Annotated in this window: 20 protein-coding genes; 15 read left to right on the top strand and 5 right to left on the bottom strand. The window is 61.7% G+C overall.

Annotated elements, in window-relative coordinates:
- The first annotated feature begins 248 nt into the window (after positions 1–248).
- The 3 genes from BVER_RS13475 (at position 249) to BVER_RS31555 (ending at position 1,473) form a co-directional block, all read left to right on the top strand.
- On the top strand, positions 249–563 hold the full coding sequence (locus BVER_RS13475; RefSeq protein ID WP_050453749.1) for a hypothetical protein: 315 nt from the start codon (positions 249–251) through the stop codon (positions 561–563).
- 450 nt (positions 564–1,013) lie between these two features.
- Entirely contained in the window at positions 1,014–1,256 is a 243-nt protein-coding gene (locus tag BVER_RS13470) for a hypothetical protein (protein ID WP_050453748.1), read from the top strand.
- 64 nt (positions 1,257–1,320) lie between these two features.
- Positions 1,321–1,473, top strand: a complete 153-nt coding sequence (locus BVER_RS31555; protein WP_157056055.1) for a hypothetical protein — start codon at positions 1,321–1,323, stop codon at positions 1,471–1,473.
- 41 nt (positions 1,474–1,514) lie between these two features.
- Here BVER_RS31555 and BVER_RS31550 read toward each other — a convergent pair whose 3' ends face one another.
- Entirely contained in the window at positions 1,515–1,673 is a 159-nt protein-coding gene (locus BVER_RS31550) for a hypothetical protein (protein WP_157056054.1), read from the bottom strand.
- 79 nt (positions 1,674–1,752) lie between these two features.
- On the opposite strand from BVER_RS31550, the gene BVER_RS13465 reads away from it, so the two are divergent.
- Both BVER_RS13465 and BVER_RS13460 read left to right on the top strand, forming a co-directional pair.
- A complete protein-coding gene (locus tag BVER_RS13465) occupies positions 1,753–2,040 on the top strand; it encodes a hypothetical protein (protein WP_050453747.1) in 288 nt (95 codons plus the stop codon).
- A 72-nt stretch (positions 2,041–2,112) separates the two neighbouring features.
- Entirely contained in the window at positions 2,113–3,123 is a 1,011-nt protein-coding gene (locus tag BVER_RS13460) for a hypothetical protein (RefSeq protein ID WP_050453746.1), read from the top strand.
- A 28-nt stretch (positions 3,124–3,151) separates the two neighbouring features.
- On the opposite strand, the gene BVER_RS13455 is transcribed toward BVER_RS13460, so the two are convergent.
- Positions 3,152–3,409 carry a hypothetical protein gene (locus BVER_RS13455; protein ID WP_050453750.1) on the bottom strand — a complete coding sequence of 86 codons (258 nt, stop codon included), beginning with the start codon at positions 3,407–3,409 and terminating at the stop codon, positions 3,152–3,154.
- Positions 3,410–3,635: 226 nt separating this feature from the next.
- Between BVER_RS13455 and BVER_RS13450 the strand changes: the two genes are divergently transcribed.
- From BVER_RS13450 to BVER_RS13430, 5 genes are all read left to right on the top strand, one after another.
- Positions 3,636–3,968, top strand: a complete 333-nt coding sequence (locus BVER_RS13450; RefSeq protein WP_050453745.1) for a ParC-related protein — start codon at positions 3,636–3,638, stop codon at positions 3,966–3,968.
- A 26-nt stretch (positions 3,969–3,994) separates the two neighbouring features.
- Positions 3,995–4,240: a hypothetical protein gene (locus BVER_RS13445; protein ID WP_157056053.1), complete on the top strand. Its 246-nt coding sequence runs from the start codon at positions 3,995–3,997 to the stop codon at positions 4,238–4,240.
- The gene (locus tag BVER_RS13440) at positions 4,237–5,373 is read left to right on the top strand and encodes a zeta toxin family protein (protein ID WP_050453741.1); all 1,137 of its coding nucleotides are present in this window, start codon (positions 4,237–4,239) and stop codon (positions 5,371–5,373) included. The genes BVER_RS13445 and BVER_RS13440 overlap by 4 nt, the downstream gene beginning before the upstream one ends.
- 272 nt (positions 5,374–5,645) lie before the next feature.
- A complete protein-coding gene (locus tag BVER_RS13435) occupies positions 5,646–6,914 on the top strand; it encodes a helix-turn-helix domain-containing protein (RefSeq protein ID WP_157056052.1) in 1,269 nt (422 codons plus the stop codon).
- 402 nt (positions 6,915–7,316) lie between these two features.
- Positions 7,317–8,240 carry a DNA-binding protein gene (locus BVER_RS13430; protein WP_050453738.1) on the top strand — a complete coding sequence of 308 codons (924 nt, stop codon included), beginning with the start codon at positions 7,317–7,319 and terminating at the stop codon, positions 8,238–8,240.
- Between the two features lie 33 nt (positions 8,241–8,273).
- On the opposite strand, the gene BVER_RS13425 is transcribed toward BVER_RS13430, so the two are convergent.
- The 3 genes from BVER_RS13425 to BVER_RS13415 all read right to left on the bottom strand — a co-directional run bounded on the left by BVER_RS13425 (position 8,274) and on the right by BVER_RS13415 (position 9,224).
- A complete protein-coding gene (locus BVER_RS13425) occupies positions 8,274–8,561 on the bottom strand; it encodes a hypothetical protein (protein ID WP_157056051.1) in 288 nt (95 codons plus the stop codon).
- Positions 8,562–8,685: 124 nt separating this feature from the next.
- Complete coding sequence (locus BVER_RS13420; RefSeq protein WP_050453734.1) at positions 8,686–8,967, bottom strand: hypothetical protein; 282 nt, start codon at positions 8,965–8,967, stop codon at positions 8,686–8,688.
- 26 nt (positions 8,968–8,993) lie between these two features.
- The gene (locus BVER_RS13415; protein WP_157056050.1) at positions 8,994–9,224 is read right to left on the bottom strand and encodes a hypothetical protein; all 231 of its coding nucleotides are present in this window, start codon (positions 9,222–9,224) and stop codon (positions 8,994–8,996) included.
- Positions 9,225–9,958: 734 nt separating this feature from the next.
- On the opposite strand from BVER_RS13415, the gene BVER_RS13410 reads away from it, so the two are divergent.
- The 5 genes from BVER_RS13410 to BVER_RS13390 all read left to right on the top strand — a co-directional run bounded on the left by BVER_RS13410 (position 9,959) and on the right by BVER_RS13390 (position 12,195).
- A complete protein-coding gene (locus tag BVER_RS13410; protein ID WP_370444245.1) occupies positions 9,959–10,219 on the top strand; it encodes a hypothetical protein in 261 nt (86 codons plus the stop codon).
- Between the two features lie 51 nt (positions 10,220–10,270).
- A complete protein-coding gene (locus BVER_RS13405; RefSeq protein WP_050453730.1) occupies positions 10,271–10,489 on the top strand; it encodes a hypothetical protein in 219 nt (72 codons plus the stop codon).
- 128 nt (positions 10,490–10,617) lie between these two features.
- Positions 10,618–11,127, top strand: coding sequence for a hypothetical protein (locus tag BVER_RS13400; protein ID WP_050453729.1), 510 nt, complete (start codon positions 10,618–10,620; stop codon positions 11,125–11,127).
- Positions 11,124–11,852, top strand: coding sequence for a TraB/TrbI/VirB10 family type IV secretion system protein (locus BVER_RS13395; protein ID WP_050453728.1), 729 nt, complete (start codon positions 11,124–11,126; stop codon positions 11,850–11,852). Before BVER_RS13400 ends, BVER_RS13395 begins: the two co-directional genes overlap by 4 nt.
- A 22-nt stretch (positions 11,853–11,874) precedes the next feature.
- Positions 11,875–12,195 carry an H-NS histone family protein gene (locus tag BVER_RS13390; protein ID WP_050453726.1) on the top strand — a complete coding sequence of 107 codons (321 nt, stop codon included), beginning with the start codon at positions 11,875–11,877 and terminating at the stop codon, positions 12,193–12,195.
- The last annotated feature ends 159 nt before the right edge of the window (positions 12,196–12,354 follow it).

Here is a 12,354-nt window from a genome sequence, read left to right as displayed (position 1 = left end):
CGAGTTCTGGTGCGGTCTCGGGGGCTGGGAGATGTTTAAAAGAGCCAGGCGGAACAACGGGGGGCGGGCGCGGCCGTCAACGGGACGGGATAGGGGGAAAGGACAAGAGCTTTTTTCCCACCCCGTCGGCCGAACAGGAACCGCCGACCAGCAGTTAGGGGGGGGGGCCGCTTGGGGGCATCCCCCCGCCTCTATAGACGGATCTTCGGGTGCGCGCAGGCGCGCGTACCCATCACCGGGAGAGAGCCATGCAACACACCGACACCGACCACCGTAGCGACGCGCCTCTTAATGGCGTCGAGCGTACCTTGTTGCTCGCGACGGCCGAGGCGCTTGTCGAAATCAGACGCCTCGCATCAAAGCCGTTGACGAAGGATACGCAGCAGGCGATTCGCGAGCTCGCCGATGCGTTCCACAACGTGCCGCGAGTCGCGGCGTACACGATGGAAGAGCGTGAGCCGCTTGCGTTCCTCATGCAAGCCGCAGAGCAGCAGGCCCGCATGGCATTCGAGCGTTACGGCGTAGCCAGTGGCGTGCTCGTCGGCTCGCCGGCCACCGAGTAGCAGACACGTCCACCACCCGCACAGCGCCCGGTGCTCGTAGACGAGCGCCGGGCTTTTTTTCGTGAGCAACGAGCCCGCTAATCGCGGTCGAAAAGCAGGTCGTGAAACGTGCGCCTATCGGCACACGTGACGCTCGCCGCTTGGCGTTTTTCTCCGACGCCGCATGCCTTGCCACTGTTTCCCTGATTCGCGCCTTATCCCGCAACTATAGGCACGCCGTGCGACCGCGCAAGGGCCGTTCCGGGCCGTGTCAGTCGCTGCGCTCCATCCCGCACCACCCCTCCACTGTTCCCCCTTGCGCGCTCACCCGTCGCGCCTAACCCGAGTTGCGGGGCGACGAACTCAGGGAAACAGCGGCAAGGCAAGAGCCCGCGCCATCTCCGAAAAACAACAACGACAAAACCGGGGGACGGCCGAATCTTGGGAAACAACGTTAAAGGAGCAACGGCGATGTACACCAAGGACAAATCTCTTCGAGTGATGGTGCAACAGTGGCTTCTCGCGAGCCCGCAAACACCCGTGCGAGTGATTCGATTCGAGCGAATGGCCGTCGATCATCGGCGCTATGTCGAAGTCGAGGCGATGCGCCCGCAAGGGCCGATCGCGCTGATTTTCTTCCGTCACGACGACCATACCTGGTGCGTGGTTCCGCAGCGTGTCGAGAGGCCGGCAATGCGAGCCGCGTTCAACTGATGCAGGAGCCCGGACGGCACACGTCGCGCCGGGCACTTCGCGCGATTACACAGGAGGTCAAACGATGCGATTGAGCAACTATCACCGGATGATGCACGCCCGCAGTCTTGAGCTCGCGAAACACGCCCGAGCGAACGGCGAGAAGCACGCGCGACTGATGGCGCATGCTCGCATGGCTCGTTTCTATTTCGCGCAGCTTCGCACACTGGCCGACTAACGAGGCGAAGACCGGGCCGTGAGAGGCCCGGTCGCCGTCGATTACCGAGCTCGGCGGCCGCGAGGTTTGTCGAGCAGCTTCCACACCACCGCGAGCGCGAGCAGGGCAAGCAACCACATTGCGCCGTGCGGGTGAGTGTCGAGAGTGACGACGAGGCCGCTAACCGCGTCGACGAGCTCGCCAGTTTGATGCAGTGACACGTTCAAATCCTTTCGCTGTTGCCCCTCTTACATAGCAGGCGGTAGAGCCTGAAACAAGCGAAAAAACATCGAGGCAGCTATGAATCAGGTACGTTTTCTGTTTTCCGACGAGGCCGACGCGCAAGCCTATTGGGCCGACAAGGAATCGAAGTCATGGGCCGTTGACGTGACAGCCGGGCCCGCGAAGCGGCCGACCTTTGCACGGACGTTCTACGCGCGAGCTCGAACGGCAGACGGCGCGATTGAGGCCGTCAAGCGCAATATGTTCGAGACGGTACGCGGCGCACGCTATCACGCACGACTCGCAGGCCCGCGCGAGCTCGGTTGCAGGCCCGTATCGGCCGATGGCAAGGTGCTCGACTGGTGAGTGGCGGGAAGCCGGCGAGAGCCGGCACGCAGCGCTTAGAATGCCGTCCATCGACCGCAACTCTGTGCAGCCATGTCCGAAGAAATCCAGCGCCTCAACTACAGCGCACACGCGCTCGACCAGTTCGCGGTGCTCATCCCGACAATACGCCGCGACATGCCCGGAATGCGTGCGGGCTATGAAGCCGTTTCGCAGCTATTGCGCGTCAGCGTCAAGTACCTCTTGCCGAACTGCGCCGAGCTCATCGACGTGCGCGAGCTCCGTCAGGCACACATCGACAGCATGCGTTTGCCGCACGCCGTCGTCGCGCTCGAAGCACCTTGGATATTGCGGGACGGCGAAGGCGGCGACAAGACCGCTACGCGATCGCCGAAGCGGATCGCGTTGTGCGTCGAGCTCGATGCCGACGTGGCCGAACTCTTACCCGGAGCGGCGCATTTTCTCGCCGAAGAGGGCGGGGGCGTCTGCGTGATTCCGGTTTTCTGGACTGAGGCGGCAGGCTGGCAGATCGCGCCGGGCGGTGCATTCGTGCCGCACTCGAACGAGGTAAGCGCCTATGTGCCGGAAGAGGCGGACGAGCGCACGCGCCTGGTTAACGAACCACTACGCGAAGCGGGCTTGTCGCCGAAGAAGATGCGGCAGTTTCAGGTTGCGCCGTTTGTCGTCTTGCCAGAGCGCTACGAGTACGACGTGCAGCAGCTCGGATCGCTGCGCGCAGTGCATGCGCGCACGCTCGCCGAGGCCCGCGATGAAATCCTCGCGCTAATCCAGACCGGATGCGTTGTGAACTGCGCAAACATCGACGCGCCGCTACTCGAAGCGCCGGCCAAGTTGAACCGCAAGCGCGAACAGGCCGGGCGCACGCCGTTTTTCGACTACCGCGTGCTCGCGCTGCGGCCACCGCGAAGCGGTGCCGGCGAGGGCCGAGGCGGGCAACATGCGAGCCCGAAGGCGCACATACGGCGCGGCCACATTCGCCGCCTAGAACACAAGCAGGTTTGGGTGTCCGACACGCTCGTTAATGCGAGTTCCGAGCGTGGCGTAGTAGTGAAGGATTACGAGGTTCGACCGCTTCGCAGGTAGCGTCGCCCACCGATCGAGCGAGCTTTATTCAGCGGTACAGAACGAGGTTCGAGCCTTCCGGGGCGAGGTAAATCACAAGCCTGTCGTAGTACCACGACAGCGCACCGAATCCGATGCCGAAGGCGAGCATCGTCAGCTTAGGCGACCAGCCGACGCGGCCACCACCGAAGATAAGCGTACCGAGGAAGCCAAACAGGAACAGACCCGAGAGAAGCCGGCAGACAAGCAGGACGAGCCCCCGAAACGTGTAGAGGATATGAAATAAAAGCGTCTTGAGCACTCGCATGATGGCGTCTCCGTTGGCCGGGCGACGCCAGCTTATCATGTGATGAAACCCCACATATGTATTGTGCAATACAGACTTTCCGGCATTCGGTAAAAACGTAACTAATACCGAATCATGCCCGGTTGTCATTCAAGGTAACATTGTCCGGGTTAACCATTTTTGCCTTTTTGGTAAGCCGAAACTAGAATAGTGGTCAGGCCGAAAACGCCTTTATGGAGTTGGACCGATGGCCGATAGAGAACTCATTACCAGCATCACATTGAGAGAGCTTGTTGACGCAGGCTCGATTCGTCACGCCGTCATCGTCGGAGAGCCGCAGGGCTTCGCGATCGTAGTCAAGTACGGGTTGACGGAACGGGTTGTGCAAGCAAGGCGAGGGCACGTGCGTCGCTTCAAGACCATCGACGCAGCGGCAAAGACGCTGCACGCGCTTGGCATCGTGCATGCCGAGCTCGACCTGTCCAACCTGGCCGCGCCCGCGACACTATTCGCGGACGGCCACGACGCAGACGACGGCAGAACCGTCTTGCGTCGCACAGCAGGAGGCGAGAACCGATGATCGCAGGGATAAATGACGATAAGGCCGTGCGCTACGAGGGCGCGGCCGAGATCCTCAATATGATGCTCGCGCACAACACGCGCGCGCTGGCCGACGAGGAAGGCAAGGCGAAACCGAATGCGAAGCGCTTGGACGCGTTGAACGCCGAGCGCCAAACTTTGCTCGCAGAGCGCCGCACGCTCGACCCGGACGACGCGAAGGCGATCGACCATGTGTACGCGGACTATGCACCCGTCGTTAAACGTCGTTTCGCAAATTCGCAGGCGGCATGAAACCAGAGGACTTCAAACTATCTCAGTCCGAGCATGACAAGCAGTTCGCGAAAATCCGTAGCGACGCATTCGCCGGCCTCACGCCGGAAACACGTCCGCGTGCGATTTTCACAGGCGGTCAACCCGGCTCAGGCAAGTCCATGATCGCCGCGCAAGCGATGAAGGACTTCGGCTATAACGCCGTGCGCGTTGACGCGGACGAGCTACGCCCTTACCACAAGGATTATGAGCGGCTGATGGTTCAAGGCGTGAAGAACGCGCCCGACCTTGTGCATAACGATGCGGGCCGTTGGGCCGCGTCGCTCACGCAAGAGGCCATGCAGCAGCGCTATAACCTCGTCATCGACGGCACCATGCGCGACCCGCAGGCGATCGCGACAGTTGCTTCGCGCTTGCGCGAGGCAGGCTATACCGTCGAGGGCCGCGTTATGGCCGTCAACGATCTTGTGAGCACGTTCCACATTCACAAGCGCTACGAGAACCAGATGCAGGCGCAGGGCGTCGGCCGCTTCTCCACGAAGGAGCAGCACGATCGCGCGTTTAGCGGCCTGCCGACGAGTCTTGAGCTCTTGGAGCGCAACAAGTCGCTCGACAAGCTCACGCTGTTCAATCGCGATGGCGCTGCGATCTACCGTAACGAGCTCGACCGCGATCGCTGGATCGAGACGCCGGCAGCGCGCCAAGCGCTGGAAATCGAGCGCAACCGCGAAATGACGCTCGACGAGAAACGCGACCTCGCGACAGGTTGGGGCGGTGTCGTCAAACAGATGAAGGAGCGCGCCGCGCCGGCCGACGAACTCGCATCGACGACGAAGCTCGCCACGGATGAAGTGCGCAAGTCGGCGTCACATGGCCGGGGCCGGGGCTACGAGAAGCTATTCGCGTCAGCCGAGCAAATGCGCAAGCAGCCCGCGCTTGTTGGCAAATTCGCTACACTCGTCGCCAGTCAGGAAGGCGCGAAACGCGCGCAATTGGAAGGCGTACAGCAGGCAATCGCGAAAATGGGCGATCGACTTGCCGCACGGAAACAGGAAGCAATTAGCGACGCCGCACCGAAACCGAAATTGCCGCCCCCGGCAAAGCCGGGCGTCGTTGCTCCGAAACGCAGCAAGGACGCGGATAAGGACAGGTAAACCCCTTGCCTACAGGAGTTAGCTACAGGTAGAATCAAGAATTAAATACCTGAATAATCAAGTTTGGCAGATTTGATTACTCAGTAAGAGCAGTAGCCGAAAAACAAAAGCCCCGCTGGCAGGCGGGGCTCTTGTAGAAAATCCGGTTAGGCGACCGGGTAATGCGGCTGTTGCAAAGATGATCTGGCGGATCACGTTCATGCAAAGCAGACTAGCAAACTGCATTGTACGCATGAGCGCGACCCCTTGCAACCCTATGGGACGCGCAGCGAATGGGACTGGCACAGGCACAGCTACGGCTCGATCTACGAAGCCCGGCAGATCATTACGATTTGCTTCACGTCGAGCAGCGCAAAACCGTCGTCGCTTTCACCCCCCAACAATCCCGTCAGTGGCACACCCTTAACGCCGAGGTCGCTCGCGATCGCCTCGCCGCGTGGGTCGATCAGCCCGACGTGTATGTGACGCCCAACGAGTTCTATCAGTGGCGGCGCATTGCCAACACAGCAGCGTTCAACGCCCTCTATGTCGATATTGACGCGCATAGCGGGCAGGACATAGCGGCGCTCGTCGAGACGGCGCTCGACGGGCTTGTGCGCGCCAAAATTCCCGAGCCGAACACGATCGTTTATACCGGGCGCGGCGCGCACTTCTACTGGCTCATCAAACGCACGCCCTCGATGGCCCTCCCACGCTGGCAAGCGTGTCAGCGCGAGCTCGTTCGCGTCACTGGCGCCGATCGCATGAGCGCCGACGCAACGCGCGTGCTGCGTGTCATCGGCAGTATCAACGGCCGCAACGGGCAGAAGGTGCGCGCGGAGCTCCTGACGCCGGCCCGCTATGAGTTCGACTGGCTCGCCGAACAAATCCTGCCGTTCACGCGTGCCGAGGTTCGCGACATTCGCGCCGTGCGCGCCAATGCCAAGAAGCCGCGCCCGAATACAGGGCAGGGCACGATCTACGACGTTTGGTATCTGCGCTATCAGGACTTGCACAAGATCGTCGATTACCACTGGTTCGGTGGCGTGGCCGAGGGCAACCGCGATCGCATCCTGTTCCATATGGCGAACGCTCTTAGCTGGTTCACCGTGTCCGAAGCGCTGGAGTCCGAGATTGTCGCGCTCGCGCGGCAGATCACGCCAACGCTCACGGAGCAGGAAGCCCGCGGATATTGCTCGTCGATCATCCGCCGCGCGCGCGACACTCAGCGCCACGGACGGGAAGAGCGCTACGCCTACAAGCGTTCCACGCTGTACGAGCGCCTGGCCGACCTGATTCCCGACGAGCTTGCCGTCCAGCTTCGCGCGATCATTCCCGAGTCGCTGCACGTCGAGCGACGCCGGGAGTCATGGCGCAAGGCCGACGAAAAGCGCCGCAGGACGGCCGGCAGTGTCGGCCGCGATGAATACCTCGCCCAAGCCGACGATAAGCGTCAGCGGGCTATGCAGCTACGCCAAGAAGGGAAGTCGGTTCGCGCCATCGCGGCCGAGCTTGGCATTTCAGTCGGAGCCGTCAGTGGATACCTGAAACCGCGTTCATAGTCCCTCATCCTTGAATAGTGGCGTTAGCCCCGCCGCGCCCTTGCTCGATAGCTTCCCTCTATCGGCATAGCTCCCTTTCCTTTCGGCTGTTCAAAGTCCCTCATCCTTGTATTCGTGCCCTTGGTTTTAAAGGGTTCTCTATCTCATTTGTAGAACAAGCGGAATGTGGTCAAAGGCCGCCAACGAGCGGCCGGTGCGCGTAGCGCATTGTCCACATGGAGCGCGTAGGAGAGTGTGCGGAAACTGACGAACCGCCCGCAGGGCGGCTGTCCACACCCTTGTGGTGTGGTCAGGTCAGTTTTCCACACGGCTACGGCTTTGGCCTCGCGATGACTTTCGTTGACGAAAGTGCGCGAGCAGGGCGGTTGTGTTTTTTCATAACGTAACGTATCAGGAGCCGTTATGGGTCGCGAAGCCACTATCACCGCCGAGCAGGTCAACGCCATCGCCGACGCGATGAAAGTCGAGGGCATCAAACCGACGTCGCGCGCCGTGCGCGAGCGCTTGGGAAACACCGGGAGCATGGGGACGATCAACAGGCTTTTGCAGCACTGGAAAGCAGGGCAGGTTCGGCAGGCGACAGCGGCTATCACGCTCCCGCCCGCACTTCAAAAAACGTTGGTCGATTTCATCGACACGGAACTCACGGCCGCTCGCGCGACGCTCGAACCCGAGCTCGCCGAGCAGCAGCAGGAAGCCGCCGACCTCGCCGCAGAGAACGAGCGACAGGCTGAACTCATCGCCGCACGCGATGACGAGCTCGAAACGCTCGCGATCGAGAAGGCCGAAGCAGAAGGGAAGGCGGGGCAACTGTCAGCAGATCTTGACGCAGCACGCGAGGAAGCCGCGAGAGAGCGACAAGCGTCCGAGCTCGCACGGACGGAGCTCGCCAAGGCGCAGTTGCGTCTTGAGGCAATGCCGCGACTCGAAGGCGACCTCGCCGCCGTGCGTGCCGAGCTCGACAAGGAACGTCAGGCCCGCGTGCAGGCCGAGCAGTCTGCCGCCGTGCTTACCGCTCAGAAGGACGATTTGAGCGCTCGACTGGCCGATGCCGGCGCGCGGCGCGAGCGAGCCGAAGAGGCGCTATCGGTGCAGCGGCAGCGCACAGACAAGCTCGCGGCCGAGCTCGCGGACGTGCGCGCATCGTTGCAGGCGACAGAAGCACGCGCGAAGGGGTTCGAGCGTGAAGCTGCGACCGCCACTGCCGACGCCGAGCGCGCTCGCACAGAGGCGAAAAAAGCCGGCGAGCAGGCCGCGCAGCTACGCGGACAACTCGATGCGGCGCGATCGGAGAAGCCGGCGACGCGGAAGCGCACCGGCCAGTGACAGACGGAAAAAAGCCCGGCGACCGGGCTCTTTTCACGCCTGTTTCTCGCGAAGCAGGGCATCGAGCCGCGCCGGCACCGCGTTCCTGTCCGTCCCGTTCGGCAGCGTCGCGTTCGGATCGGAGGCGGCACTTCTCAGGCACGCGACAACTTGGCCGGCGTCGGCCGGCCTACGGGCGAGATTGCACGTCATCGCCAGTCCGACCACTAGAGCACGATCGCTATCTGGCATCGACATGAATGACGGCCACACCAACTCTAGGCGTTTCTTCGCGAGCTCGGCATCGGCCTCGCCTGCATTGTGACCGACCTTCGTTGCCACTATCCCGCCTACTGTTGCTGCGATCGCTATCGCTGCCACCGTTATCGTTGCTCTCATTTAGTTAGGATTCCTACGCAATTTTACATAAAGCGAATTATCAACGTCGGCGATGCGGGCGTGAAAGTTAGATTGTCGAGGCCGGATGGAGCTCACGCTCGTGATAGACATTCAAAATCTCGACTCGGCGCTTGGTCGCACGATAGACGAGCACGAAACCGCGATCAATCGACACCCAACGCTTTTCGTCGTTTGCGCGACGTGTCCCAGGTACGACGGCCGGCGTTTTTTTCGTGATGCCGTCGTGCAGATCGCGAGCTTCTTTGCGGACGAATGGCCGATCGTTAAGCAACTTGTCGGCGCGTCCTGATTCGTAGCGGTTCTTATCGAATTGATTGATGCGGGCCAAATCGTCCCGCGCTGCCTCAGACCAAATTAGAGCCATTCGTTGTCGTTTTCGTCGTGCGGTCGTTGCGCTGCGGTCTTTAGCGTGTCGTCGTCGAGCTCTTCATCGGTGAAGTAGTAGCCGGCATCCACGCGGGCCGCAGCATGGCGCGCTCGCGCGATTTGCTCGTCGAGCGTGAATTGCTTGACTTCGGCATTGCCGCTGCCCGTCGCTTTTCGCGCGACATTCGCAGCGTGGTTCATCAGGTAGTGTGTTGTCATGGCAAACGTCCGGTAAGCCCTTGAATTTACAGCATTCATCATACCCGATTTTACGCCCTGTTGGGGCTTCCCGCGCCCTGCGGGCACGGTCGGGCTGTTGTGCCGCAACCGAGCTCGCGGCGTGCGCCGCGACCGTGGGCGGCATCGAGCCGCGCTGCGCGAGTCTCGACCCATTCGGGCTGTCATCGCGCCCGCTACCACGGCGGGGGGCTACCGCCGCACCCAACAGTCCCCCGGACTGTTGGGCTTCGGACGGCATGCGCTCGGACGCGTCACAGGTATTCCACGGCCCTAGTTTGGCTTGCAGGGAGGGGGGTGTGCCGGCTGCGTGCGGTGCAACAGAAAGGCGTCGTCGGAAGGCTCGCTCAGCTGCTGGAAGGCAAGGCAGAAAGCCTTATGCGATATGGGTTTTATTGCAATGACCGAAAATTTCGCGGTGCGGCAGACGCAGCCGTAAAACAAGATGATAAGGAGTGCAGAGAAGTTGTAACGGGCATATAAAAGCCCTTGTTACAGGGGTAAGCTACAGGTATAATTGATTCAACGGTTGGCGATGCGCCGACGGAGGGAGACGGCCCGAACAGCGGGAACTGTTCATAGCGGGCCGTCAGACACAGTAACCAACGGGAGTCAGCAATATGTCCACTTCGGATGATAGCAGCGCCGAGCGCGCGAACGAACCGCCAATCACGCGAATCGAGACGATCAAGATCGTCCCGACGTGGGCGGGCCTCTTGATGCCGCTGCTGGCGCTTTACGAGGACGGCGACAGGGCGTATGCGCGCGCCGAGCTCATTCGCATGGCGATGTTCGCAGACACGGCAGCCGATGCGGCCGACGCTCTGCACCAGATCGCACACCAGACCGACATGCAAGGCAATGCGGTCGAGCGCAACCGCGAGCAAATGCGCGAGCTAGCACGCGAAGCACTCGACGCTTTCGCACGCGTTCCGAAGCCGGCGACGCCTTCGCATCAATCGGACAACGACGGTTAATCGGGCAGCGCCGGCCGCAATGGCCGGCACCATCGAAGGAGGGCCGCAGCTATGGCAACCGCTTGGATTTACGACCACGACTATCACCGTTTCGAGGCGCACCGCGTCACACCCGCCGACGTTCGCGAGCTCGCAGCGACGGGCGGAACGCTCGTCTGCAGGGACGGCGACGGGCTCGCGTTCATCGACGCCGGGCGCGTCGTGCCGTGGCTTCCGGGCCAGGTGCAGCGCATCGACGGCTGCGAATTCACGCGAGGCATGTTTGTTTGATTGGAACCGCGAGCAACGAACGCGGGAGCAGTGGCGCGCGCCACCGGCGTGCGCCTGGTCGAGCTCACGACCGAAGGCATAATCCGAGGTTGCCCGCTTGAATCGCGGGCTTTTTTGAGGTCTACAACATGAATGAAATGAAACGGCCGTGGTTTCAATTGAGTATCGCAGCATGGCTTGGCTTGGGTGCAATCGCCGGCATCGAGGGGCGTTCGTGGGGCTCCTTTGGTGCGTTCGCGCTGATCGCTGCTTACTTCTTCGCGATCGGCGCCGGCCGGCAGGCAGGGCGCTCGACGCGCCCGCCTGTACGGATAGCCGGTACGGTCGTGTGGAGCGCGTGCGCGCTCCTGTTTGTCGGGCTCGTTCTCATGACCATCGAGCGCGTGTATCTCGTCAACGGCAGCGTGTATCCGCGTTTTCTGGCTCACGACTTGGGCGCGGCCAACTACAGCACCCTTGAAAACTTGCGCCTCAACGAGTGCAAGGGGCAGGGCATGGAAATCTACGGCAAGCGCGACGGCCAATGGGTTATTCGCTGCGGCTTTTCGTGGGTCGAGGGGCATACCTATATCTCGTCCACGAACCCATACGGGCACTTGCTAGACGGTCTCAACACTGACAAGGGAGCCAAGCAATGAAGAGCTTTCGTCGCTTCTTTATCGACTATCTAATGATCCCGCTTCTCGTGCCGGCCGCGTGCGCCGCAATCGCGGCCTATCACGTATCGCGTGAGATTGACGCGAACGACTACGCCGTTTTGCGCGAGGCGTGGCCGAGGCTTCACCAGCCGACGCGCGACGCGATCGCGGACGCCATGAAACGCGGCGACGGCACAATCAGCACATGGGCCTACACCAAGCTATTCCGGCTCGCGATGAATGACGCCGGGGCGCTCACGCTCGCCGGGGCAAGCGACAGCGCCGCCGACGAACGCGCGGCGCTCGTTCGCACGATGAACCCGGCAACGTTGGCCGGCAAGGAAATGAGCCTGATGAAAGGCACGGCGTTCGAGTGTCTTTCATATTTCACGGCAACGTATCTGATCGACGCGAAGGACAATTCGCCGGTTCAGTGCATCGTCACGAACGACGTTCACGCAACGCTTTCGGGCAAGACGATCATTCCGCGCAAGTCGAGGCTTTTCGGCTGGAAGAAGGGCGATCAGGTCGAGTGGACTTCATGGACGACCGAAGGCGGCATCGTGGTCGGCGACAAGGTGTTAAACGGCACTGCGTTCGTGTCGCGCATTCCATTGCCGACGCACGACCCGCTCACCGGCAAGCCGCTCGATGACGACAAGCCGTTCATCGTGATCGCGCTGCACGATATTGACGTGCCAGCGATCGCGGTTTCTGCTAACTGATCGACCGCAGGGAGTAGGGCACATGGCAGGCAAGACCTATCGGCAATTGGTCGCCGAGCTCGTCGAGCTAGACAGGAAGATTGCCGCTGCACGCGTTTCCGCGCGCAAGGCGGCAATGGCGCAAATCTCCGTACTGATGTTCGAGTTCGACATCAAGCCGAATGAGCTCCGCAGGCCGCGCAATATCCGGTATACCGTGCAGCCGACCAAACCTCGCTATCGCGATCCAGTCACCGGAACAACGTGGAGCGGGCGCGGCCGTCAACCGGACTGGATAAGGGGCAAGGACAAGAGCCGTTTTCTCATCACGTCGGACGAACAGGAATCGACGACCAGCAGTTAGCGGCGGGGGGCGCCTCGGGGGAACGCCCCCCCCCCATTAAAGGGTCTTCGGGGGGGGGGCGGCGGGGGGTCCCCACACCGGGGGAGGCGGCTCTTATAAACATCTCCCCGCCCACGGGACCGGACCAGAACTCGGATGTCGGCTTTTGCTTGGTAAAAA

Source organism: Candidatus Burkholderia verschuerenii, from assembly GCF_001189365.1.
Lineage (GTDB): Bacteria > Pseudomonadota > Gammaproteobacteria > Burkholderiales > Burkholderiaceae > Caballeronia > Caballeronia verschuerenii.
The sequence above is the reverse complement of the archived record's forward strand: the minus strand, read 5'-3'. Positions and strand labels throughout refer to the sequence as shown.